The sequence below is a fragment of the Streptomyces sp. DH10 genome (genome assembly GCF_029813805.1).
In the GTDB taxonomy this organism is placed as follows: Bacteria; Actinomycetota; Actinomycetes; order Streptomycetales; family Streptomycetaceae; genus Streptomyces; species Streptomyces coeruleofuscus.
The window spans coordinates 117,230-140,624 of sequence record NZ_JARVKU010000002.1 but is presented as its reverse complement, the minus strand read 5'-3'; the positions used below and the strand labels follow the sequence as shown (position 1 = coordinate 140,624).

The following is a 23,395-nucleotide window of genomic DNA, read 5'->3' as shown; positions in this document are numbered from 1 at the left end:
ACGGATCAGCGGGCGACCGCCTTCGTCGCCGCGCTGAGCGACGAGCCGTCCTTGTGCCCGGTGCGGTGCGCGATCACCTTCACGGTGATCTTCTTGCCCTGCTGCGCCGCCTTCAGCACCAGCGAGGACTTGGTGGCCCCGCTGATCGCCTTGCCGTTCGCGTACCACTGGTACCCGTGCGAGGTCGCGGCCGGGCTCCACGTCCCGGCGGACGCCTTCAGGGTCCGGCCCACCTTCGCCGTCCCGCTGATCACCGGCGGCTTGGTCGCCTTGGGCGCATCGCCCTTGGCCACGGTCACCGCCGCCGAGGACGCGGACCCGCTGCGCCAGCCCGCCTTGACCGCCGTCACGGTCACGGACAGCTTCTTACCGGCCTGCGCCGCGGGGATCGTGTACGCCGACGCGGTCGCGCCGCCGATCGCCGTGCCGTCCGCCTTCCACTGGTACGTGTACGAGGACGGGGTCGCCGACCAGGTGCCCGGCGCGGCGGTGACCTTGGCGCCCACCTTGGGCGTGCCGGTCACCTTCGGGGCCGCCGTGTTCTCCAGCGCGGGCTGGGGGGTCACGGTGAAGGTGCCGCGCTGGAACTCCCAGCCGCGCGTGTACACGCTGATGTTCCAGGTGCCGGTCGCCGCGCCCGTCAGGTCGGCGGTCGCGGTCACCGTGCGGTTGTCCGCGGCGACCGAGTCCGCCGGCGCGGTGATCGTCTTTCCGGCCTGGCTGAGCTGGACCCTGACGTCCGGACCGAGCGCGGTACCGGTGACGGTGAGCTTCACCTTGGTGCCCGCGGCCCCGGTGCCGGGGCTGACGGCGGTGACGTCCGTCTTCTCCGTGCCGCAGAGCGTGGAGGTGCAGGCGAGCTTGGCGCTGTAGGCGGTGCTGGACGCCTTCTCGGGCAGGCCGAGCAGGAACAGCGACGGCGAGGATCCGCCGGCCGGGCCGCCGACCGAGCAGCGGTAGCCGGAGCTCCAGAGGCTGCAGCCGTTGGTCCACTCGCTGTCGTAGAGGACGGGCACCGCCGTGGTGGTGGCGCCGGTGGTGTCCTTGATGTCGGCCTCGAACCCGTCGAACCCGGCGGTGGGCAGCGCCGCGCACATGGCGGTGCGGGACTCGTTCAGCGTGCCGGTGACCGGCCCGTACCCGAACGCCACGGACGGCACCTTGGCGCACTCGGGGGCGGGCCCGTCGGCGGTGGCGATGCGCAACGCGTCGAGGCGGTACTCGGGCGCCGCCTTCCGCGTGGGCGGGGTCTGTACGAGGACCTGGTGGGTGGTGGAACCGGTGACCGCGCAGGGCGCGTTGCGGTCGGAGCACTCCACCCGGCCGTCCCCGGCCACGACCGCGCTGTTGGCGGTGCCGAGCGCGTCCCGCACGTTGACGTGCACGACGTCGGTGGGCGCGCCCGTGGTCACCTGGTGGCAGGTGATGGTGCCCGGCTCTCCGGACGCGCTCTTCAGGGACGGCCCGCCGACCTTCACCGCGGCGGTCTTCGCACAGCCCGCGGCGGAGGCGCTCGCGGTGACGTCCCGCCGGGTCAGGGAGTACGTGGCGGCAGCGTCCCGGCCGGTCACCAGCACCGTGTGGGCCTTGCCCGGGGTCAGGGAGCAGACCGTCCAGCCATTGGTGGTGGCGTAGCGGTCACAGACCCGCTTGCCGCCGGAGTCCAGCACCGAGAAACCGGCGGGGGCGGTCCCGGAGGTCGCGGTCAGCTGGAGCAGCTCGGCGTTCGAGTGCGCGCCGGCCGGGATCCCCAGGCAGTGCGAGAAGACACCGTCGCCCGTGGTCAGCGTGGCCTTCGCACCGCCCGCGGCGAAACTGCCCGCGGGCAGGACGGGGCAGCCGTCGGCGACGTCGGTGCGGTGGAAGGCGACCGCGTACGGGCCCGTGGCCGTATCGCCGCCGTCCTCGGTGTGCACCAGGGCACGGAACGGCGCCTCACCGGTGAGCGCGCAGTCACCGCCCTGGAGGGCCTCCCCGTCGCACTGCGGGGTGCCGTGGCGGTCCAGGACCTCCACCTCGGGGGTCAGCCCGGCCGAGGTCTGCGAGGTGAGCGCGGCGATCCGGCCACCCTTGGGGACGGGCAGCGTCAGGCAGTCGTACTGCCCGACGGTGCTCAGCTCTCCCTTGTACAGGCCGGTCCCGATCGCGGCACAGCCGGCGTCGGAGGCACGGTCGAACACCACCAGCCGGTCACGGGACGGCTCGAAGGCGTTGACGCCGAGCACCGCCGTGTAGGTGCCCGCCTCACGGATCCGGCACGGGTCGGTGCCGGACTCGCACACGGTCCTGCCGCCGGAGTCGTACACCCGGACCGCCCCGGCCGACCGGTCCTCGTCCACGTAGTGCACGGTGTACGGCCCGGCCTTCGCGGCGGAGAAGGTGTAGCAGGCGTCCGTGCCGAAGTCCCGCGGCTCGATCGGGCCGTAGGGCAGGACCGACGCGGTCGCACAGCCCTGCGGGTCGTTCAGGCGGCGCACCTGAAGCGCGTACTCGGCGGGAAAGCCGCTCTCCGCGCGGGAGACGCTCGACAGCACCCGGTAGGGGCCGTCGCCGGGCAGGACGCAGCTGTCCTCGCCGTCCTCCGGGAAGTGCTCGCAGATGCGGGCGCCGGTCGCGTCGGTGATCCAGGCGACCGACTCGCCGTACACCTTGGTGCCGACCGTCAGCCGGATCCGCTCGCCGGGCCGGCCCTCGAAGGCCTGGCAGTCCACGGCCAGCGGGCTCCCGGCGCTCCGGATCACCGCCGGCCGGTCCCAGCCGGTGCCGACCGGCTCGGCGCAGCCGCGGGTGCCGGAACCGAGCGGGACGACGGTGAGCTCGGTCTGCTCGTCGTCGACCCAGCCGCTGTTGACGACCTTGACGGTGTACGTTCCGGCCGCGGGCACCTGGCACCAGCCCTCGGCGCGGTACTCGTGGTCGAAGCAGTCGACCTCGGCGCCGTCGGCGTCGAGCATCTGCGCGTAGGCGTTGTTCTGGCTGTCGTCCAGGGTCACCAGATGCAGACCGGCCGAACCGGCCGTCACCGTGAAGCAGGCGCTGCTCTGGGCCGGGACGGTGGCCTTGCCGACGGCGTCGCCCGGATCCCCGAACGGCGCGAGGGCGAGCGGCGCACACTCCGGTCCGGCGGCGGCCTGGACCGAGCCGGCCCCCGTCAGGCTCAGCAGTGAGGCGAACAGCGATACGACGACGACGGACGCACCGGCCCGCCCCCGTCTCACTCGCCATCCGTGTCTCAGTCTCGTTCTCGTTCTCGTTCCCGTTCTCGGTCTCGGTCTCGGGCAGGCGTCCGTGTCCGACATGTCAATCCCCCCTGGGTCAGTGGTCGTTGGCGAGATGTTCGCACACAGGTACGACACAATGCCCGCGAGAAAGCCGAGACGCCGACCAGGCGCGGCCGCGTCCCGACCCAGCCCGCCCCGACCCGGGTTAATTCACATGACCCGCCCCGCCCGCCCCACTACGGTGCCGAAAGTGATCGACATTCCCCGGGAACTGGCGGCATCACAGGAGAAGTACAACGGCGAGGCGGGCCGCGCCTTCATCGCGGAACTCCAGGACCTGACGGCCGGCTTCCTCGACCGCTGGGAACTCGAGCCCGACGGACCGCCCATGCACGGCGTGTCCGCCCTGGTCCTCCCGGTCGTCCGCGCCGACGGCGGCCCCGCGGTCCTCAAGCTCCAGCTCCTCGACGAGGAGAGCGAAGGCGAACCGGTCGCGCTGCGGGTCTGGGACGGCGACGGAGCGGTCCGTCTCCTCGACCACGACGAGCCCACCGGCACGATGCTGCTGGAACGCCTCGACGAGAGCCGCATGCTGTCCCACGTCCCGGACACCCACCAGGCCGTCGTCACCATCGCCGAACTCCTCGCCCACCTCACCTCCTTCCCCGCCCCGCCCGGCATGCGCCGCCTCGGCGACATCGCCCGGGCCATGCTGGACCGGACCCCGTCGGCACTCGACCGCATCCCCGACCCCGAGGTCCGCCGCCTCGTCACCGACTGCGCCGCCGCCGTACGCGAGGTCGTCGACGAACCGGGCGACCGGCTCCTCCACTGGGACCTCCACGACGAGAACGTCCTCGCCTCCGGCCGCGCCCCCTGGCTCGCCATCGACCCCAAGCCCCTCGCGGGTGACCCCGGCTTCGAGCTGTGGCCGGCCATCGACAACCGCTACGACCCCGACGACATCCTCTGGCGCTTCGACGCCATGACCGACGTCCTCGCCCTGGACCGCCCCCGCGCCCGCGCCTGGACCCTCGGCCGCCTCCTCCAGAACGCCCTGTGGGACATCGAGGACGGCCGCCCCCTGGACGACGACCAGCTCGAAATCGCCCGCCGCCTGCGCGGCCGCACCGCCTGACCCATGCCTCCCTTCCTCCCCGGCCTGGAGCTCTCCCGCCGCTTCTACACCGAGGCCGTACGCCCCCTCCTGGACGAGGCCTTCCCCGGCATCCCCCACTCCGCCGCCCACCTCGGCAGCGGCTCCGAGGTCCTCGGCTACGACACCCCGCGCTCGGCCGACCACGAGTGGGGCCCACGCCTCCAGCTCTTCCTGCGCCCGGAGGACACCGAGACCCACGGCCCCCGCCTCACCACCCTCCTCTCCCACCGCCTCCCCAAGACCTTCCTCGGTCACCCCACCCACTTCGCCCGCACCGGCGACGACCCGGGCACCGACATCCGCGTCATGACCGGCACCGACGGCCCGGTGCACCACCGCGTCGACATCAGGGACCCCGCCACCTGGTTCACGGACCAGCTCGGCTTCGACCCGGCCCAGGGCGTCACCACGGCGGACTGGCTGGCCACGCCCACCCAGCGCCTGGCCGAGGTCACCGCGGGCGCCGTCTTCCACGACGGCCTCGGCCTGCTCGCCCCGGCCCGCACCGCCCTGCGCTGGTACCCGCACGACATCTGGCTGTACGTCCTGGCCTGCCAGTGGAAACGCATCTCCCAGGAGGAGGCCTTCGTAGGCCGCTGCGGCGAGGTGGGCGACGAACTCGGCTCGGCGATCGTGGCCGCCCGTCTGATCCGCGACCTGATGCGCCTGAGCCTCCTCATGCACCGCCGCTACCCGCCCTACAGCAAGTGGCTCGGCACCGCCTTCACCGCGACCGCCCGGGGCGCGGCACTCACCCCCACCCTGATGGCGGCACTGGCGGCACCCGACTGGCACACCCGCGAGCACCACCTCAAGCACGCCTACGAGGCCGTCGCGACCCACCACAACGACCTCGCGCTCACGGCCCCCGTCGACCCCGGCACCCGCCCGTACCACAGCCGCCCGTTCCAGGTCCTCCACGCGGAACGCTTCACGGCGGCACTCCGCGCCCGCATCACGGACCCGGCACTCCGCTGTCTGCCCGACACCGGCGCGATCGACCAGTGGGTGGACAGCACCGACGCCCTGAGCGACGTCCGGAACAGAAAAAAGCCCGGGCCAGAGACGATCTGACCCGGGCTTCCACCGGAGCCCCCTGTCGGATTCGAACCGACGACCTACGCATTACAAGTTGTCGGACCTTTGTCCCGCGGTGTCCAGGGGCGTCTGCGAACGAGGGACCCAGCCTGGTCACGCGGCTGCGCGGTCCCATGCGGACGACTGGGGACGAGTGCGGAACGAACGGCAATCGAGACCACGATTGAGACCGCGCTGCCCGACAGCGCAGGCTGACTCAGCAGGTTGACGGGTCTGCGCAGGGATCAGGCAGCGACCTACCTCGTTGCCTCACGGCTGTGTGAGTGCCCCACTGGTGCCTTACATCGCATCCAATGGCTGTGGTTGGCGGCCACCGTTCGAGTCACCGTGAGGCCGCCCGGACCGGGTGAACGCCGGTCCGGTAACGAACTCAGTCGCTCAGCGCCGCAGTAACCACTGTGCCAGGGGCGGGACCGCAGCCACGAACGCGAGGGCGACACCCAGCGGTACAGCGAGGGCAGGAAAGACCCCAACAAGGATCGCGAGGAGTAGCGCGCCGCCCAGGACACCCGCCACCTGGGCGGCCAGTCGTCGGCTCCTCCTCTCAGGCGCCACGCTGGGGACTCGACGCCTGCTCGTGATCTGACGCGGTGCTGGATTTGACGCGTCGGTGGGTATTGTCATTCCTGACCTTTCTCTGTTGCTGGTTGGGTCAGGGCGGCTCCCGTGCCAGCGGGGGCCGCCTTTGTATGCGACCGCACCGCCCTGCAATGATCAACTAACGGGTCTACCAACTACTGCGCTTCCCGGTCGGCCTCATCATCACAACCGATATCAGCGCCGGGCAGCCTCCTCAGCCCTGACCGGTGTCACCCGTGGGCGGCATGAGCGCCCGTTCGCCAGAATCCGAGATGACACCTATGACTACCTGAATAACTCGGGCAACGACATCTTCGGAGGGCTCGTCATCCACGGCAAGAACGGGAGACAGCGCCTCCTCCAGCCGCCGAGAAAGTCCAGCAAGAGGGCCTTGCACAGCTCGCTTCCACGACTCAGGAGGCTCAGCCCAATACGTGCCTCCCTTCCAGCGACGTTTCCTTTCAGCGCAGCCGCGAATATATAGTTCGATCTCCGCATCAGGTATGCCGTAACGGTCTCCGATTCGGAACATCTCGACGACGCCGAGTTCAATTACCTCTCGTGCCTCAGCGGGCAGTCGTCGCACGGCACCCAGATGCCCCCGTCGGCCCCGCCGCTCCCTCTCGGCACGTTGCCACGCTTCATCCCAGGCTGTGACAGCGTCGCTCGACACCCCACAGGCTCGGACTAGCTCGGCCACCATCCACCGACTGAAGTTGTGCCGACCCCTCAGTGCATCGCTGACCGTACTCCGCCTCAGGCGGCCGCCTTGCGCCCGCGCTACGCTTTCGAGTTCACGTAAAGAGCGACCACTCTTAGCCGTTAGCCACAGCAGCGCCTGTCTGAGATCACTGTAATTTGCCACCGCTTCCGGACCGTCATTTGAGTAACCCCAGGGGAAGTCAGGAGCGTTGGCTACGAGCTCAGCCCAACGCCACTGCTCCTCAGCAGCTTCAGGGTCAGATTTGCACCCAGCAACAAACGCATCGAAAATCTGTCGGCTAGGCAACCTTGAACCCCGTGTAGCGCGATGCAACGCCGACTTCGATACGAAGGTTCGGGCCGCAAGCTCACCAAAACTGAGCCCGCTTCGGCGTTTCTCGTCAAGCAGCCAGGATTGCAGCGTTCCGAATTGGACTGACGGAAACCGCTGATCGCTTCCTCGCATTCCTCCCCCTGCGCGTAGTGATCATTAGCACGCTGATTACGAGCTCCGCGGAATGCGCAAAGCTTGACGCGAGGGCGTTGCCCGTGTCCACCGCATCGACCCTCCCCGTCCGGGACGGGGGCACATTATCAGGGGCCATAAACCCTCTGATCAGCACATTTCCGCAGGTCACAGCACGGCGCAAGAGCGCAACGTCCCAAAAGCGTCCGGATCTCGTCCCGGCAACGAGTGCAGCGGAGCCACCCGCAGCACGCCACGGTCGAAGAGCAACCCCATCCCGAGTGACGCAGGCTTCAGGGTGCAGCGACACGAAGCGCGCCGCCCCTTGGAGCTGCTCTACACCCAGAAGTGAGGGGCGTGCGACGCTTGAACCCGTTAACGGCCGGCAGAGGGGAGAACAGGTGTCGCAGCAAGCCAACCCTCGGGGAACGTTCCTGAAAGTTGCCGACTCTGTGAAACGGCAGATCGAGGACGACCCGGACCTGACGGAGCTCCCGTCGCTGGCTGAGGTTATGCGCGATCACAAGGTCTCGCGCGGGGTCGCCCTCCGCGCGTTCGGCGTGCTGCGACAGGAAGGCGTGGCCGAACCGGCGCCAGGCGAGCGGTGGCGCGTCGTGCGCTCGGGTGCTCAAGTCGACCGGCGTCCGCTCGATCAGCGGATCGCAGACGTCATCGCGGCTGACGGCCTCAAAGTAGGGGAAGCGTTCCCAAGTGCCTCCGCGCTGGCCGAACGGTTCGGAGTTTCACGTCCCACGGTGACCAAGGCACTGGAGAAGTTGGAATCTGCCGGCGTGCTGGCGGGGGGCGGACAGGGCAAGGTGCGGACAGTCCGCGCCTTGCCGACGCGAGAGGAGCGTTCCTAGCTTGCCGAAGTTGACGGAGTGGGCCTACCCCCTGGCCGAGTCCCTGCTCGCCGAGCCGTTGCCACGGCGGTGGAAGCACTGCCTAGGGGTTGCCGAGAGGGCCCGCACGATCGCGCTCGTACTCGACCAGGACGCCGACCTGCTGGAGGCCGCCGCGGTCCTGCACGACATCGGCTACGCGCCGGACCTGGCCAAGACCGGCTTCCACCCGTTGGACGGGGCCCGCTACCTCCGGGACGTGGCCGACGCCGACAAGCGCGTCATCAACTTGGTCGCCCACCACTCCTGCGCCTGGATGGAGGCGGAAGCGCGCGGCATGCGCGAGGAGCTGGAGGGCGAGTTCCCCCGCGAAAGTGCGCACCTGAACGACGCGCTCTGCTACTGCGACATGAACACCACGCCGGACGGCACGTCCACGAACCCGATCGACCGGATCAACGAGATCGCCGGTCGGTACGGGGCGGACAGCCTTATCGGGCAGTTCATCCGTCGGGCCGAACCAGAGATCCTGGCCTGTACGTCCCGCGTGCTCGAACGGGTTGCCGCCGCCAAGCGTCAACCGATGTAGGGAGCCGTGCGCGCCTGGTCCATGGCGTGCTCGATGCGGAGTCGCATCGTAGGGTGCACGTCCAGCGTCGTCAGGTCCGCGGGGTCGACCCAGCGGACCTGAGTCGTCTCGTTGCTCGTACGCAGTTCGCCTCCGACCGGCCGCGCGCGGAAGCAGATGCTGAACTGCTGGCGCACCTCGCCATCGTCGTACTGCATCACGTGCCCGGGGTCCGTGTAGAGCCCGGACACGTTGACCACCTCTGCCCTGATCCCGGTCTCTTCCCAGACCTCGCGCACGACCGTGTCGCTGATCGATTCCCCTACGTCGTGGCCACCGCCGGGCAGTGCCCAGCGTCCGTTGTCGGAGCGCTGAATCATCAGCACCTGTCCCCCGTCGTTCTGCACGAACGCGACGACGGATGGCACCACCGAGTTGGCCGGCGGGGCGTCGGGGTCGTGCAGATAGTCGATACGTCCCATCGTTCAGGCTCCCGTAGTGCTCGCTATGTCCTGCTCAGTGATCGGTCGGGCGTTCTCCCAGGTGTGTTCGATGCTATTCGCGTACGTGTCGAACATGCCGCCGCCAGGCAGACGGCGTAGATGGAGGACGGGCGCCATGAAGGCGCCGATGCCGTAGACGTGAGGGTTCACCAGCATCTCGTCGTCGGCCCGGTAGATCGAGTTGTAGAGCGTCGAGTCGTGCAGCCGGAAGCCGATGTCCGGATGACTGCGCATGAGGGCGCGGTAGTGGAGCAGGGCGTTGCGGATCTTGCCGTCCATGATCTGGTGCCCCTCGTCGATGCCGCGCTGCCGTACAGCAGCGCACTCAGGATCGCCGAGCAGGATGCGCACCTGGGCTCCGGCCTCCACCTTCGCCTTCACGAGGTCGTGGAACAGCGGGTCCTCGGAGAGGAACAACCCGGAGTAGACGAGCACGTCTAGGTTCCGCTCAGCGCGGCCGTAGAGCTCTCGCCAGAGCCCTGGTGGCACCGTATGGCGGTGCGGGTAGACGGTCGCTATCTCGGCTTTGGACAGGTCCGCCGCGCTCTCGATGGTCCGGCCGTCTTCCCAGATCGTTGTCACCTCGACCTTGAGCGCCGCCGCTGTCGCGTACTGGTGACGCCGGTAGGGGACTTTCCCTTGCGTGATCCAGCGCTCGACTGTCTTCGGGATAACGCCGATCTCCTCAGCCAGGTCCTGAATGGTCATGCCGCGCGCTAATAGAGCCGACCTCAAGCGCTCGTTGGACATCTGCACCCCCTGAGGGACTTGTAGGGACTTCTTGAGCGTAGACAGCGCTCCCCGACTTTTCCAAGGGTGCGGTTACGAACGCCCCTGACCTGCGGCGATTCTGATGGTGCGCCAAGAATTCCAGGCGCGAAGAACGAGAGGTTCCGTCGGCGTACTTGACGGGCCCTCATGCAGTACCTGTAAAACAGGTACTGCAACGGCCGAACGCAACACCTCGGCCGGAAGGCGGCTTCATGCCGCATGCGCAGAAGGCGGGGACGCTGCAATCCCGCTGAAGGCCAGGCAGAACAGGGTTTCGGCCCGTACTGGCGAGGTGGCCCGGCGACCGCGAGCAACGGCCGGAGGGTGGGGACGTGGTCCCCCTTGCAGTGCTTCACCCCTGTTGACCTCAACAGATAGGCATTCCAGTGCATCGACGAAGACTTTGGGCGCCGCCGTGACGGATCGGCCGGCGGGCGCCAATACGTCATCCAGGTCCGCGAGCGGAACGCACGCTCACGGCCGAACCGGTCCGCTCTCTTCCTGCCGTCGCAGCGGCTAGCGCTGCGGCCGGTTGCCTCCCTCGCCCGTCCGGGCCTGCGTATCGCGCGGGGGCCGTACGGGCGGGGCGCGGGGAGCCGAGACGTTCCCGGCTTCAACGGCAAGCGGCCCCCGGGGTGCCACCCGGGAGCCGCGTTCGGGCCGTTCCACACTTCGAGAGGAACACGACCCATGAAGATTCTCCCCCTTCACCCGCTGTCCGACATCGACGCGACCGAGCAGGACCGCGAACCGACGGACGCGGAGCTGGACGCCATCGACGCCGAGATGCCCCTCATCCGCGCGGAGGTCGAGGAGCTGGACGTTCGGATCAGCCTCATGGACCGGCCGGTGACCGAGCTGGACGCGCGACGGCTGCGCCGGGCCCGCCGCAAGGTGCTGGCCGCGCGTCGCAAGCTCACGAACCAGACCCGCACGGTGACGGAGGTTGGGGCGTGAGCGAGAACCTGACGCTGGACGGCCTGGCCCTGCCGCTGCGGGCGCTGCGCCTGCTGGCCGTGGACTTCAGCCACCTTCCCGCGCCGGACGTACGCATGTCCCCCGTCTTCCCGGACCAGCTGGAGCTGAGCTTCCACCGCGGCCTGCCGGACTTCGAGGTCTGGCGGGAGGCGCTGGACATCTCCCCAGACGCGGTGGTCTACCGAGAGCAGAGCGACGGCCGGACGCGCGTGCTGAAGGCGTCCGCCGACTTCGCGGACGCCACGCTGGAGTTGACCGGCTACAGCGACGCATGCGCCCCGGAGCGCGTAGGGGGTGCGGCGTGAACAGTGTTCAGACGCGTTCAGCGGAGCGCGCCCTGTCGGGCGGGACGTGGCTGATCGTGTGCGGGGCGATGCTGTACTCGATCCTCACCGTGACGCCGTTGATGGCCAAGCACACGGCCGAAGCGTGGGACTGGACGGCGCCGATCCTGCCGCTCGTGGTCGACGCGGCGGTGGTCATCGTGGTCAAGCTCGATGATGTGCTGGCCCGTCTGGGCGGGCACGGCGGGCGCTGGCCGATCGTGCTGCGGTGGATGACCGGCCTGATGACGCTCGCGCTCAACACGGCTGACTCCGCGCTGAAGAAAGACCTGGTCGGAGTTGCCGTCCACTCCGTGGCGCCGCTGCTGCTGATCGTCACAGCGGAAACCAGTCTGGCCTACCGGCGAGCCATCACCGCCGCCGTGGCGGCCCTGGAAGCCAAGCAGGCAGCCGAGCGGGAGCGGCGGGAGCAGGCGGCCCGGGAGCGAGCCGAGCAGGCCCGCGCCGAGGCCCGTGAGGAGCGCGAGCACGCCGCAGCGCTGGCGCGTGAACAGCGTGAACACGAAGCCCGCTTGGCCCGCGAACAGGCTGAGCGGGAGGAGCGTCAGCGGCGCGAGGAGCGAGAAGCCCGGGAGCGGGCCGAGGCTGCCGAGCGGGAGGCTCGTGAACGCCGTGAACGCGAGCGTGAACAGCGTGAACAAGAGCGGCTGAGGTATGAACAGCAGGCCCGGCAGCGGGCCGAAGCCGAGCAGCGCGAGCGCGCTGAGCGGGCCGAGCGTGAACGCCGTGAACGCGAGGAGCGGGCCGAGCGTGAACGCGCCGCTCTGCTGGAGCGTGGCCCGGCTGAGGTGAAGCTGCCGGAGGACGAGGCACGCCAGATCGTGGCCGCCGCGTTCACGTCGGGCCTGTCGGTGCGTCAGGCTGCGGAACTGTGCAGCTGGTCGGTCGGCTGGGTGTCCGCCCGCTACGCCGAGCATCGCGACCCCGGCGCCGGTGGGGCTGAGCTGGCCATCGCGAGCAACTGATGGCCGGCATCCCCACCTACCGGTGGCGGTTTGCCCCCGACGGTTTGGCCACGCGCCGCCAACTGAGGGCCTTCAGGCTGCGACCCGGAGGTCAGGACGTGGCCGCGCAAGTGGAGCGTCCGCGCCGTCGCCGGGACCCGCTGGTCGCCTACCTCTACCGCATCGAGCAGGCCAAGCCGGTCAGGCCGATGACGCCCGCCAAGTGGGCAGCCCTAGCCAAGGCCAACGCCGCCCGCCGCTTGTGCCCGCAGTGCCACGCCGACGCGGGCTACGTGATCCCCGTCTCGCTCGGGATGTGCGTGCCTTGCGCCTACCCGGCCGACGAACAGCGCGCCGCCTGAATCCTCTCGTCTCCTGGGAGCTTCGCTGTGTCCAGCCGTACTCGTACCCGCGCCTCGAAGAGGGCCGCGGGTGTCCACACCGTCCAGATTCCGCGTCAGCGTGGCCGCCGGGGCGCGCAGCCGTTCGTGGTCGTCGTCCCGGAGCGTCCGTCGCTGACCCGTGAGGCGTTCGGCTTCCTGGCCCGCGTGTTGTGGAAGCACCGCCGCGCCATGGCGCCGCTCACCCTCGCCACGGTCGCGCTGCCGGTCACGGCGCTGCTGCACTGGTGGGCGTGGTGGTCGGGCCTGCTGCTCGCCCCGCTCGCCGTCGCCCCGCTCGCCTGGCTGGCCTTCGCGCTGCTGCGCCGCCGCGCCGGCCGCTCGGTGCTGCTGTGGCGGATCGGTCTCGCCACGGGCGGCACGTCCGCGCTGACCTGGCTGGCCCTGGCCGCCGGGTTCGGCCCGACGGCCGGTCCGCTGCCCATGCTGTGGCTGCTGGTCACGCTGGCCGTTCAGACGGCGTGGCTGGTCATCCGCCGCAAGGGCTGAAGGGGGCGGGCTGTGTTCGGCGCGCGCCGCGCCGCCCTGCTGGACCGCTCGTGGGCCCTCGGCTCCCGAGCGGTCCGCCGGGTGAGCGCCCTCGTTCACGCCGTCTCGGGTCAGTCCCGTTGGCGGCCTACCGACCTGTACGCCGCAACCGTCACGGCACGGTTCGCGGCATCCCACCGGCTCATCGAGCAGGCCGCCGACGCGGTCGACGACGGATGGACCGTCGACCACATCGCCACGTCACGGCTGCTCGGTCGGTCGCTCGTCTTCGAGGAGGACGACACATGAGCACCCCCACCAACAGCGCCCCGCCCAACGGCGCCCCCTCGGGCGGGCCGAAGCGGCACACCCACAAGGAACGCACCTACAACGTCAACTTCGGCGCGAACACCGGCAGCAACCCGGGCGGGAACTCCGGGTTCAGCGACGACAGCAGTGGGGGCGGTGCGTCCGACCGACACCAGGGCGACCGCCTGATCCACATGATCGAGCGGATCGAGATCCGAAGCGACAAGGACATCATCGCCATGGCCAAGGCCATCAACCACCTTGGGCGCGAGCTGTATCTGATCCTCGGCATGCGCGCCGAGGAGCTGAACGGCGTGCTCTCGCAGTACAAGGGCAAGTGGTACACCTTCGGCGCACAGTCCCGGATCAAGGCCCGGCTGGTCTCCGCCCACCTCAAGGTCAGTGCGGAAGCTGCCAAGGCGCTCGGGGTCGGCGCCCTGAAGATGGCACACGCCTTTGACCGGCACTTCGTCAAGCCGGAGCAGGAGGCCAAGCAGAAGCGCAACGGCAAGCAGGCCCGCCCGACGTTCACGATCGGGGAGGACTGATGGCCCGCCGCGACCGCGACAACACCTCCGCCGTGCGCGGGTGGGACGGCCACAACGGCTACGCCCTGGCCACCATGCCCACCGGCCGGGGCGGTGTCCTGTCCACCATCGGCAACCACCTCGCCGCGAAGGCCGCGCCCTACCTGCCGCCCTGGATCGGCGCCGCCGCCCTCCCCCCGGTCGCCGGATGGGGGGTCAACGAGATGTGGGGCGATTCCGCGCTGTCCGCCGGTCTCGCGTCCGCCGGCATGGGGGCGGGTGGGGTCCTGCTGTCCGCCGTGACATGGGCGGTGGCCGGTGGTACCAACAAGTTCCGCCGCTTCCGCCGCGTACAGGCCACCGCGAGCGTGGCCGCGGGCATGGGCTGGCTGACCTGCTCGGTCTCCGCCGGGCCGTTCGGCCACCCCATGACAGATCTGTGGCTGCTCGGGGGCGGGCTGTTCGCCGCGTCGTGGAACGTGCGCCAGATCATGCGCAACGCCCACGACGAGACCGAGGAGACCGAGTCGACGGGTCTGGGCAAGCTCGCCGAAGCCATCGGCCTGGAGAAGGTGCAGGTCAAGAACGCTCGCGGCAACGGAAAGGGCATGGTCAGTGCCGACGTGGTCGTACCGCCCGGCAAGACCATGGAGGACGTCCAGAGCGCCGCGCCGAAACTCGCGGCGGCCCTGCACGTCCCGCCGTCCGCGGTTACCGTCGACCGCAACCCGGACAACGCCGCCCGTGGCACCTTCTCCGCCCGCGTGGCCGACGTGCTCAAGGACGGCGTCCCCTTCCGCCCGCCGGCCGAACTCGGACTGCTGCCCACGGAGCCGATCCCGGTCGGCCTGTACGCCGACGGCGAGGTCTGGTCGATCAACCCCTTCCTTGCCGAGATCCTTCAGCACCTGCTGGTCATGGGCGTCACCGGCTCGGGCAAGTCGGAGTTCGCCCGTACAGTGCTCGCCCACCTGATGACCCGGCGCAAGCTGTCGGTATGGCTGGTCGACCTGTCCAAGGGTGAGCAGACGGTCGGGCACATGGCCGAGGGGCTGGACTGGTTCGTCGACAAGAACCGTGGCGGACAGCGTGAGGCGAAAGCCCTGCTGCGCTGCCTGCCGGAAGTGATCGCGGCGCGCGGCACGGAGCTGGCGAACGAGGGGCTCGACCAGTGGACCCCGGATTCGAAGCTCAACGCCATGGTGGTCTGGATCGAAGAGGCCGCGGACGTGGCCGACTTCGAAGTCCTGGACAAGATCGCCCGTGCTGCCCGGTCGGTCGGCATCTGGCTGGTCGTCAGCCTCCAGCGTGCGTCCTGGAAGAACGTGTCCACCGACGTGCGCGCCAACCTCCAGGCCGCCGCGTGCTTCGGCGTCGACGACGCCGCCGACGCCGGGTTCTGCCTGCCCGACCGCGTCACCGAAACCGGCGCCATCCCGGACTGGGGCGCGGACCGGCCCGGCTACGCCTACGCCACCGGCATGAACATCCCGGCCAAGCGGTGGACCACCGAGGTGCGCGGCTCCCTGACCAAGACGGTCAAGGAGCAGATCCGGGAAATGGTGCTTGCCGCCGCCGTGGTCCGCGACCCGCTGGACGACGTGTCCGCACGGGCCGCCGGTCTCGCCTACGAACGGCGCACCCACCACGGCACCAACCGCACCAACGCCCCCGACACCGCGACGGCGCCCGCCCTGCTGCACGCCGTCCCCGCCCCGGCACCGGGGTGGGACGACAGTGAGGACGACGACATCGACGCCGTCGACCCGGCCGTAGAGGAGGCCGCCGCCATGGAACTGCAGGACGCCTACGACGACGTGATGTCCCACATCCCGGCGGACCCGGAGCCTGACGCCGATTACGCCCGTCTCCGCCTGGAGGACGACGTACCCGACGCCGACCCGGACACGGACCTCACTTTCGCGCAGACGGCCCGGCCGTCCACCGAGGAGGCCCGCGCAACCCTGTACGGCCAGATCGACGCATGGGCCGCACAGGACCGGCTCACCTTCGAGCCCGGCGACCTGATCCCCGCGACGGTGGCCGCCGGCCGCTCCCGCCCGTGGCTCCAGGGTGAGCTGAAGAAGCTCACCGAACAGGGCGTCCTGCAGCGCGACGGACAGGGCGAGTACACCATCGTCCGCCCTGTCGCCGTCGCCGCCTAGCGCTACCCACGGTGACGCCCTGACTGTCAGGGCCGCGCTCTGACTCTGACAGTCAGGGCGCGGCCCGGCCTATAGGTAAGTCAGCGATTCCGGCCTGACATCACGCCTGACACCCGTTTCTGACTGTCAGAGCCTGCCCTCTGACAGTCACGATCCGTGATCGGAGAACCGGCCGTGACCCACCCTCTTGAGCCCTACCGAGAGCCCACCCCAGACACCGCGATACAGCCCCTCCAGACCCCCACGCAGGGGCCGGTGGAGCTGTACGCCGAACGCGTCCCGGTCGTCTGGGTCCCGGACGCCTACGGCCGCATGGTGCCCATGCCCAAGCACCTCGCCCCGCCGCCCATGCCCGTCCCGGAGCCGCGCGACCTGACCCCGCTGCCGCTGCTCGACCCCGTCGCCCAGCGCTTCCTGGGCGCCGGTCTCGGGGGCGGCGCCCTCGCCGCCGGAGCCGGATACGGCGTGAGTGAAGTCGTCAATGCCGCCGCCGGGTTCGGCTCCGGAGCCGCGATGTGGATCGCCCTCGCCGTCCTCGCCTGGCGCCTGCCCGGACGTGTTGCCAACGGCAGGAACGGCAGCACGGTCAACATCCGCAAGGCCGTCATCAAGCGCAGCCACTTCCACGGCTGACAAGGAGACCAAATGCGACTGCGCTTCCAGCGCGCCACGTGGCCGCGCAACGCGCTGATCCTGACCGACACGCCCCGCCCCGACTGCGCCGACTGTGACGGCGTGGGCGGCACCGAGCACCACTACGGCGACCACGACACCGGCGAGTACGCGGGCACCGATTGGGAGCCCTGCACCTGCTGGAACGAGGACCGCCGCTGGTTCCTGCTGCCCATCCCCCGCCGCCCCCGCTGGCTGTACCGGCACCGGCAGGACCCCGACCCGTGGGCGCCCAACGGACACAGCGACGAACCGCCCTTCTAGCTACGCCAAGGGCGGCCCCCCATTCCGCCAAGAACCGGGGCCGCCCTTGCCCAACCAGCCGTGAACAGACCTGTTGGAGGTCCCCCAGCATGACCCAACAGACCCCCATCCGGCGAGTGGCGCTCAACCTGGCCGCCGCCGGACTTCCCGTTCTCCCCCTGCGTCCGGCCAAAACCCCCTTCGCAAACTGCCACCGGTGCGCGAACAACGCGTGCGGCGGCCGGCCGAACATGAAGGCCGCCGGGCCGTGCCGATGCCCTGGCGTCTGCCATGCGTGGGCCGCTGCCACCGCCGACCCGGCCGTTCTCACCTCTCCGGCCTGGGTGGCCGCATGGCGTCGGGCCGCCTGCGTCGCCTACCACCCCGGCGCCGCAGGGCTGACCGTCGTCGACCTCGACGACGCGGCGGCCGTCGCATGGGCGCGCGAGACCCTGCCCGCCACACGGGTCGTGGAGACGACCCGCGGTGAGCACTGGATCTACCGGGGCGCCATGTCGTCGCACAACGCCGTCCGGCCTGGCGTCGACATCAAGTCGACCATGGCCTACGCCCGCTACCTCGGACCCGGCACCGGCACCACGACCGCCCTGCCCGATGTCGTCCGCGCGCTGGCCGTGAAGAAGACCTGTGCGGCCCGGCCCGCACCGCACAGCATCGCCGTGCCGGCAGAGGCCGGGTTCGGGGAGTGCCGTCACCGCACGCCGGCCTATCTGGATCGCGGCATCGCCATGGCGGAGCAGCGCATCACACAGGCCCGCAGCTCGGTCCACGCGACCGTGTACCAGACGTTCCTGGCCGTGCTGTCCACGCATGGCCGATGCGGCTGCCTCACCGACGCCCACGTCACGCGCCTGTTCACCGCCGCTCAGGCCAAGGGCGAATCGGCCCGCCACTGCACGGACGCATGGACCAACGCCCGCACCAGGTTGGGACTGTGAGCATGTCCGAGGACGACAAGACCCCGGCCCGCGAGGTCATCACTGACTACGCGCAAGCGCACTTCCGGTACTTCCGCACCGCCGACGGCACCGTGTACGCGCAGCGCAACGGCCACCCCGTCGCCCGCCCGATCCGCTCGCAGGGCACGACGGGCAGCCACCGCCAGGAACTCATGGTCGGTCTCTACCGCGACGGACACGGCGTGTTCAACGGCACCGCCCTCAAGGAGGCACTGGACTTGATCGAGGCCCTGGCGCTGACCGAGGACGTGCAGCCCGTCCACATCCGCGTGGCGCCCGGGTTCGACGGGGCGACGTGGCTGGACCTGGGCCGCACGGACGGGCAATCGGTTCGCATCCACCCCACCGGGTGGGAGATCGCCGTCCCCGACCCGCGGGAAGTGTGCTGGCGGCGCACCCAGCTCACCGGCGAGCTGCCCCTGCCGGTCAAGGACACCGACGGAAAGGGAATCGATCTCCTGCTCAGGCTGTGCAACTTCGCCAACGCGGAGACCGAGTGCTTGGCCATCGCCTGGCTGATCGGCTGTCTCGGGCCGTCCGTGCCCGTCCCCGCACCGTTCCTGACCGGTCCGCAGGGCGCCGGCAAGTCCACGGGCGGGCGGATGCTCGTGCGGATCATCGAGGGCATGAGCGGCGACCTGCGCCGCGCCCCGAAGGACGAGGAGAACCTGATCGCGGCCGTGGCCGCCGGATGGGTCACCGCCCTGGACAACCTCTCCCACATGACCCCGGACCTGTCGGACGCGATGTGCTGCATCGTCACCGGCGCCGAGAACGTCAAACGCGCCCTGTACACCGACGGGGACGTGGTCCGCGCCCGCTACCGCCGCCCCATGCTGCTCACCGGCATCGACGTCGGCGTCATCCGGCCCGACCTCGCCGAACGACTCCTCCCCCTGCGCCTGGAACGCCCGCGCGTCCGGCGCACCGAAGCGGAGCTGTGGGCGGAGTACGCCGAGGCCCTGCCGGTCATCCTCGGCTCCCTGCTCGACCTCACGGTCAAGGTCCGCGCGGCTGAGGCCGAGACCCCGACCGATCTACGGATGGCGGACTTCGCGCACCTGTGCGCGCAGCTCGACGCCGCGACCGGCCTGGGGGCACTCGCCGCCTACCGGCGCAGCCTCGACGACCTCAACGATGACGTGATCGAGGGCGACTTGCTCGCGCAGACCGTCCTCAAGCACGCCGAGACCATCGAACCGGGCGGCGAGCAGCGGATGACCTCCACGGAGTGGCTGCACTGCCTCAGCCGCCTTTACAGCGGCGACGACATGCGTCCGCTGCCCAAGGGGTGGCCGACGACGGGCAAAGTCCTCTCCGACCGGCTCAAGCGCCTCCAACCCACGCTTGCCGCCCGGGGTGTCCTGATCGAATCGGGCCGCACCAGCGAGGGCCGCTACCTCGAAATGACCCACCTGCAGGCGCCGCCGCCCCACGAGGAGAAGCGGATGTTCTGACCCCCCGCCCGCGTACGGTCCCCGGACAAGCAAGAAGAGCACCACCGGCCAGGCGTGCTCTTCTTGCTGTTCGGCGGCGATAGCCGCCCTGCGAGGGGCGCGCCGCGCAGCGGCTCGCTCTTCACGCTTGAAGCGGCACCGCACCACAACAGACACCACCCCCTCTTTTGTCCCAAGGGGGGAACCCTGCGTCATCTGCGTCATGCAGGCAGAGAAACGGCCCCTGACCTGCGGCTAGGGACATGACGCAGACGACGGTGTCTGCGTCATCCTGCGTCATCTGCGTCACCCGATGACGCGGCTCATGACGCCCCGATGACGCACCCCCACACCATTGCGTCACCCAAAGCCGCAGGTCAGCAGCGCGGATGACGCTGATGACGCAATGACGCAGGAATCCGCACTTCGGACAGACACGAGACCCGAGAGCGCCCAAGACCCTCCCGCCTAGGAGGCACCCCGGATGAGCACGGCGATTGCCGCCCCCGTCGACCGACTCCTGTACAAGCCCGAGGAAGCTGCCGAAGCGCTCGCCATCGGCCGATCCACCGTCTACGAGCTGATGGCGGAAGGCGCCCTGAAGTACATCAAGTTGGGCCGCGCCCGCCGGATCCGGCGAACGGACCTCGAGGAGTACGTGGCGAACCTCGCCCCACTGCCCAACTGACCCCCAGCACGCCCTGAGGCGCCCCGAGCACTCCGCTCGGGGCGCCTCCTGCATGGAGGAGCGCATGAGCCCCCGCAAGCCCAACATGGAATCGACCATCTACTTTGGTGCGGACGGCTGGTGGCACGGACGCGTCACGATGGGCGTGAAGAACGATGGCAGCCCCGACCGCCGGCATCGCCGCGCCAAGACCAAGGCGGAGGTTCGCCGCAAGGTCCGGGAGCTGGAGCGGCTGCGTGACCAGGGCCGCGCGACCACCGCGGGGCGCAAGCCCACCGTCGCGCAGTGGATGGAGACCTACCTCACCGACATCGCGAGCCTGAAGCTCAAGCCGCGCTCGCTCGATGACTACTGGTCGAAGACGCGCAACGACATCATCCCCGGCGTCGGCCAGCACCGCATCGACAAGTTGCAGCCCGAGCACCTGGAGCGGATGTACCGGGCCATGCTCGACGCCGGCCACGCTCCCTCGCACGTCGTGAAGGTGCACCGCATCCTGTCCCGGGCCCTGAAGATTGCCCACCGGCGTCGCATCATCGGCGAGAACGTGGCCACGCTCGTGGACCCACCGAGCGTCGACGAGATCGAGGCCAACCCCTTCACCAAGGAGGAGGCCAGGGCCTTCCTGGAGGCCGCGTCGAAGCGGCCCACGTTCATGCGGTGGATCGTCGGCGTCGGCATGGGGTTCCGGCAGGGTGAGACGCTCGGACTGCGCTGGTCGTACGTCGACCTGGAGGCGGAGCTGTTCCGCCCCGAGTGGCAGTTGCAACGCCTCACGTGGCGGCACGGCTGCGCCGACCCGCACGCCTGCGGGGAACGCCTGCACCGCTTCGAGCCGTGCCCTGCCGGATGCGCCAGGCACAGGAGCTACAAGCGCGGCTGCCCGAAGCCGTGCCCCAAGGCATGCAAGAGGCACGCGAGCGCCTGCCCGCAGCGCAGGGAAGGCGGTCTCGTCTTCACCCGGCCCAAGACCAAAAAGAGCCGGAACGCCGTCCCGATCCCGCCCGTGTTCATCCCGTTCCTGCGCGAGCACAAGGCCGGGCAAGAGGAGCTGCGGGCCGCCGCCGGCGAGCTGTGGCAGGAGCACGACGTCGTGTTCTCACGGCCGGACGGACGCCCGCTCGACCCGCGCGCCGACTACGAGGAATTCAAGGAGCTACTCAAGGAGGCCGGGATCGATGACCGCCGCCTCTACGACGGGAGCCGCCACACCGCCGGCACCATCCTCAACGAGCTGGGCGTGGACATGCCCACGATCATGGAGATCCTCCGGCACACCCAGATCAGCCAGACCCGACGATACGTGAAGGGCCGATCCCACCTATCCAAGGACGCCATGCGACGCATGGGCGAGTTCTTCGTGCCCGCGCCCACCCCCGCGGATCCGGGCCCCACTGAGACCAGAACTGAGACCGCCGACACCCGCGCGGCCCGCGCCAGGCGCCGCCGCCGCATCCGCTGACAACAAAACCCCAGGTCAGACGACATCTGACCTGGGGTTCACCAGAGCCCCCTGTCGGATTCGAACCGACGACCTACGCATTACAAGTGCGTTGCTCTGGCCAGCTGAGCTAAGGAGGCACCGCGTACTACAACGCCGTACGCGAGGGCGGCACCACTGTACACAGAGCCCGTTACCCCGAGCCACGAAGTTCCCCGTCGCCCGGTCTCACTCCAGCTCGTACTCGAAGCGGTACGCCACCGTCGTCTCCCCGTGGTGCGCGGTGAACCCGCCCTTCCCCCGCAGTCCGGCCAGCTCCCCGCTCCCGGAACCCCGCACCACCTCGAACGTGCAGTGCACCGCCCCGTCCTCGCCGAACCACCCCCGCTCCTCCACGGCGAAGCTCCCCGCCCGCCCGTCGAGCCGGCCGGTGATCAGCTCCATGCCGGCGAAGGAGCCGGTCTTCTCGGTGACGTAGACGATGGTGTACTCGCAGATCGTCCCGGCCGCCTCGATGCCGCCGCTGAAGGTGTTCCGGACCGAGGCGTGGGCGAGCCGGGGGTTCGCCTCCTCGCCCGGGCCGATCACGCGCTCCTGCCAGTCGGCGAAGGTGAAGTGTCCGGTGGTGGTCCGTGTGCCGGGCATGGGTGGGTCCTCTCGGTCAGCCGTAGGCCGTGCGGGCCGTCTGGGACCACCACTCTCTTTCCCGTACCTGACATCTCCTGTCAGGTACGGGAAACGTACGCCGGACAATGGCCACCATGCGCGCCGACCGGCTCCTCTCCCTGCTTCTGCTGCTCCAGAACCGCGGGCGGATGACCGCGCCCGAGCTCGCCGCCGAGCTGGAGGTTTCGGTGCGAACGGTCTACCGGGACGTCGAGGCGCTGGGCGCGGCGGGTGTGCCGGTGTGCGCCGATCGCGGGCCGGAGGGCGGCTACCGGCTGATGGACGGCTACCGCACCCGGCTGACCGGTCTGACCGACGCCGAGGCCGGGTCGTTGTTCCTCGCCGGGATGCCCGGCCCGGCACGGGACCTGGGGCTGGGGGCGGTGCTGGCCAGTGCCCAGCTGAAGGTGCAGGCCGCGCTGCCGGCGGAGTCGGCCGGGCAGGCGCGGCGGGTGCAGGAGCGGTTCCATCTGGACGCGCCTGCGTGGTTCCGGGAGGCCGATCCGGTGCCGTGTCTGGAGCCGGTGGCGGCGGCCGTGTGGGAGCGGCGGGTGCTGCGCGTGCACTACCGGCGGTGGCGGGGCGAGGTGCGCCGGGAGGTGCGGCCGTTGGGGCTCGTCCTGAAGGGCGGCATCTGGTACCTGGTCGCCCTGGCGGAGGAGGCCGTGCGGACGTACCGGGTGTCCCGCCTGCTGACCGTGGAGGAGACCGGGGAGCTGTTCGACCGTCCGGCGGGCTTCGACCTGGCCGCCTACTGGGAGGAGTCGTCCCGGCGGCTGGAGGCCGCCCTGCGGCAGGGTGTCGCCCGGTTGCGTCTCTCACCGCGGGGGCAGCGGCTGCTGCCGATGCAGTTCGGGGCGGCGGGCGCACGGGCCCTGGAGGACGCGGGTGCGCCGGAGGCGGACGGCTGGGTGGAGGTGGAACTGCCCGTGGAGGCGGAGGCGGTGGCGGTCGGGGACCTGCTCCGGCTGGGTCCGGAGGCGGAGGTCCTCGGGCCTCCCGAGCTGCGGCAGGCGGTGACGCGGGCGGTGGCGGCGCTGGCGGAACGGTACGGGCAGCCGTGAAGCCCCTTCGAAAATTTCCGCGAAGTTCACAGGCCCGGAGGTACTGACAGACAGGTGAACGCCAGGTACCGTCCTGAGCCAGTTCACACGCGTGGACTACACCACAACGGAACACCCGTCGTGGCACCGCCTTCCTACTCGGATCGTCCGGCACGTTCCT

Annotated in this window: 24 protein-coding genes and 2 tRNA genes; 19 read left to right on the top strand and 7 right to left on the bottom strand. The window is 70.1% G+C overall.

The window, feature by feature from the left end:
• Positions 1-5: 5 nt before the first annotated feature.
• Positions 6-3,299, bottom strand: coding sequence for a Tat pathway signal protein (locus QC385_RS04245; RefSeq protein WP_443032836.1), 3,294 nt, complete (start codon positions 3,297-3,299; stop codon positions 6-8).
• Positions 3,300-3,435: 136 nt separating this feature from the next.
• Between QC385_RS04245 and QC385_RS04240 the strand changes: the two genes are divergently transcribed.
• Both QC385_RS04240 and QC385_RS04235 read left to right on the top strand, forming a co-directional pair.
• Complete coding sequence (locus QC385_RS04240) at positions 3,436-4,359, top strand: aminoglycoside phosphotransferase family protein (RefSeq protein WP_443032835.1); 924 nt, start codon at positions 3,436-3,438, stop codon at positions 4,357-4,359.
• A 3-nt stretch (positions 4,360-4,362) separates the two neighbouring features.
• Positions 4,363-5,454, top strand: coding sequence for a DUF4037 domain-containing protein (locus QC385_RS04235; RefSeq protein ID WP_279539902.1), 1,092 nt, complete (start codon positions 4,363-4,365; stop codon positions 5,452-5,454).
• A 16-nt stretch (positions 5,455-5,470) separates the two neighbouring features.
• Here the strand turns inward: QC385_RS04235 and QC385_RS04230 are convergent.
• Positions 5,471-5,545: transfer RNA gene (locus QC385_RS04230), tRNA-Thr, on the bottom strand.
• Between the two features lie 726 nt (positions 5,546-6,271).
• Positions 6,272-7,225 (bottom strand): helix-turn-helix domain-containing protein, encoded by a 954-nt coding sequence (locus tag QC385_RS44190; RefSeq protein ID WP_443032834.1) that lies wholly within the window; start codon positions 7,223-7,225, stop codon positions 6,272-6,274.
• Between the two features lie 401 nt (positions 7,226-7,626).
• On the opposite strand from QC385_RS44190, the gene QC385_RS04225 reads away from it, so the two are divergent.
• Both QC385_RS04225 and QC385_RS04220 read left to right on the top strand, forming a co-directional pair.
• A complete protein-coding gene (locus QC385_RS04225) occupies positions 7,627-8,088 on the top strand; it encodes a GntR family transcriptional regulator (RefSeq protein ID WP_279539901.1) in 462 nt (153 codons plus the stop codon).
• A 1-nt stretch (position 8,089) separates the two neighbouring features.
• Complete coding sequence (locus QC385_RS04220) at positions 8,090-8,656, top strand: HD domain-containing protein (RefSeq protein WP_279539900.1); 567 nt, start codon at positions 8,090-8,092, stop codon at positions 8,654-8,656.
• Here QC385_RS04220 and QC385_RS04215 read toward each other — a convergent pair.
• Positions 8,644-9,117 (bottom strand): NUDIX domain-containing protein, encoded by a 474-nt coding sequence (locus QC385_RS04215; RefSeq protein WP_279539899.1) that lies wholly within the window; start codon positions 9,115-9,117, stop codon positions 8,644-8,646. The two genes, QC385_RS04220 and QC385_RS04215, sit on opposite strands and share 13 nt — an antisense overlap.
• Before the next feature lie 3 nt (positions 9,118-9,120).
• Positions 9,121-9,888 (bottom strand): XRE family transcriptional regulator, encoded by a 768-nt coding sequence (locus tag QC385_RS04210; RefSeq protein WP_279539898.1) that lies wholly within the window; start codon positions 9,886-9,888, stop codon positions 9,121-9,123.
• Between the two features lie 711 nt (positions 9,889-10,599).
• Here QC385_RS04210 and QC385_RS04205 point away from each other — a divergent pair.
• The 14 genes from QC385_RS04205 to QC385_RS04140 all read left to right on the top strand — a co-directional run bounded on the left by QC385_RS04205 (position 10,600) and on the right by QC385_RS04140 (position 21,526).
• Positions 10,600-10,866, top strand: a complete 267-nt coding sequence (locus QC385_RS04205) for a DUF6284 family protein (RefSeq protein ID WP_279539897.1) — start codon at positions 10,600-10,602, stop codon at positions 10,864-10,866.
• Positions 10,863-11,192 (top strand): hypothetical protein, encoded by a 330-nt coding sequence (locus QC385_RS04200; RefSeq protein WP_279539896.1) that lies wholly within the window; start codon positions 10,863-10,865, stop codon positions 11,190-11,192. Before QC385_RS04205 ends, QC385_RS04200 begins: the two co-directional genes overlap by 4 nt.
• Positions 11,189-12,196 carry a DUF2637 domain-containing protein gene (locus QC385_RS04195; RefSeq protein WP_279539895.1) on the top strand — a complete coding sequence of 336 codons (1,008 nt, stop codon included), beginning with the start codon at positions 11,189-11,191 and terminating at the stop codon, positions 12,194-12,196. The genes QC385_RS04200 and QC385_RS04195 overlap by 4 nt, the downstream gene beginning before the upstream one ends.
• Positions 12,196-12,537, top strand: a complete 342-nt coding sequence (locus QC385_RS04190; protein WP_279539894.1) for an RRQRL motif-containing zinc-binding protein — start codon at positions 12,196-12,198, stop codon at positions 12,535-12,537. The genes QC385_RS04195 and QC385_RS04190 overlap by 1 nt, the downstream gene beginning before the upstream one ends.
• Positions 12,538-12,564: 27 nt before the next feature.
• The gene (locus QC385_RS04185; RefSeq protein WP_279539893.1) at positions 12,565-13,065 is read left to right on the top strand and encodes a hypothetical protein; all 501 of its coding nucleotides are present in this window, start codon (positions 12,565-12,567) and stop codon (positions 13,063-13,065) included.
• Between the two features lie 12 nt (positions 13,066-13,077).
• Positions 13,078-13,353, top strand: coding sequence for a hypothetical protein (locus tag QC385_RS04180; protein WP_279539892.1), 276 nt, complete (start codon positions 13,078-13,080; stop codon positions 13,351-13,353).
• The gene (locus QC385_RS04175) at positions 13,350-13,901 is read left to right on the top strand and encodes a hypothetical protein (protein WP_279539891.1); all 552 of its coding nucleotides are present in this window, start codon (positions 13,350-13,352) and stop codon (positions 13,899-13,901) included. Before QC385_RS04180 ends, QC385_RS04175 begins: the two co-directional genes overlap by 4 nt.
• Positions 13,901-16,045 (top strand): hypothetical protein, encoded by a 2,145-nt coding sequence (locus tag QC385_RS04170; RefSeq protein ID WP_279539890.1) that lies wholly within the window; start codon positions 13,901-13,903, stop codon positions 16,043-16,045. The genes QC385_RS04175 and QC385_RS04170 overlap by 1 nt, the downstream gene beginning before the upstream one ends.
• Positions 16,046-16,219: 174 nt before the next feature.
• Positions 16,220-16,678, top strand: coding sequence for a hypothetical protein (locus QC385_RS04165; protein WP_279539889.1), 459 nt, complete (start codon positions 16,220-16,222; stop codon positions 16,676-16,678).
• A 12-nt stretch (positions 16,679-16,690) separates the two neighbouring features.
• Positions 16,691-16,981, top strand: a complete 291-nt coding sequence (locus tag QC385_RS04160) for a hypothetical protein (RefSeq protein ID WP_279539888.1) — start codon at positions 16,691-16,693, stop codon at positions 16,979-16,981.
• 89 nt (positions 16,982-17,070) lie between these two features.
• Positions 17,071-17,919 carry a bifunctional DNA primase/polymerase gene (locus QC385_RS04155; protein ID WP_279539887.1) on the top strand — a complete coding sequence of 283 codons (849 nt, stop codon included), beginning with the start codon at positions 17,071-17,073 and terminating at the stop codon, positions 17,917-17,919.
• A gap of 2 nt (positions 17,920-17,921) precedes the next feature.
• Entirely contained in the window at positions 17,922-19,397 is a 1,476-nt protein-coding gene (locus QC385_RS04150) for an ATP-binding protein (protein ID WP_279539886.1), read from the top strand.
• Between the two features lie 463 nt (positions 19,398-19,860).
• On the top strand, positions 19,861-20,064 hold the full coding sequence (locus tag QC385_RS04145; protein WP_279539885.1) for a helix-turn-helix domain-containing protein: 204 nt from the start codon (positions 19,861-19,863) through the stop codon (positions 20,062-20,064).
• A 64-nt stretch (positions 20,065-20,128) separates the two neighbouring features.
• Positions 20,129-21,526: a tyrosine-type recombinase/integrase gene (locus QC385_RS04140; protein ID WP_279539884.1), complete on the top strand. Its 1,398-nt coding sequence runs from the start codon at positions 20,129-20,131 to the stop codon at positions 21,524-21,526.
• Positions 21,527-21,571: 45 nt separating this feature from the next.
• Here the strand turns inward: QC385_RS04140 and QC385_RS04135 are convergent.
• Together QC385_RS04135 and QC385_RS04130 are read right to left on the bottom strand one after the other, a co-directional pair.
• Positions 21,572-21,645, bottom strand: a tRNA-Thr gene (locus QC385_RS04135).
• Positions 21,646-21,733: 88 nt separating this feature from the next.
• Entirely contained in the window at positions 21,734-22,150 is a 417-nt protein-coding gene (locus QC385_RS04130) for a DUF3224 domain-containing protein (protein WP_279539883.1), read from the bottom strand.
• Between the two features lie 116 nt (positions 22,151-22,266).
• Between QC385_RS04130 and QC385_RS04125 the strand changes: the two genes are divergently transcribed.
• Positions 22,267-23,235, top strand: coding sequence for a helix-turn-helix transcriptional regulator (locus QC385_RS04125; RefSeq protein ID WP_279539882.1), 969 nt, complete (start codon positions 22,267-22,269; stop codon positions 23,233-23,235).
• Positions 23,236-23,395 lie beyond the last annotated feature (160 nt).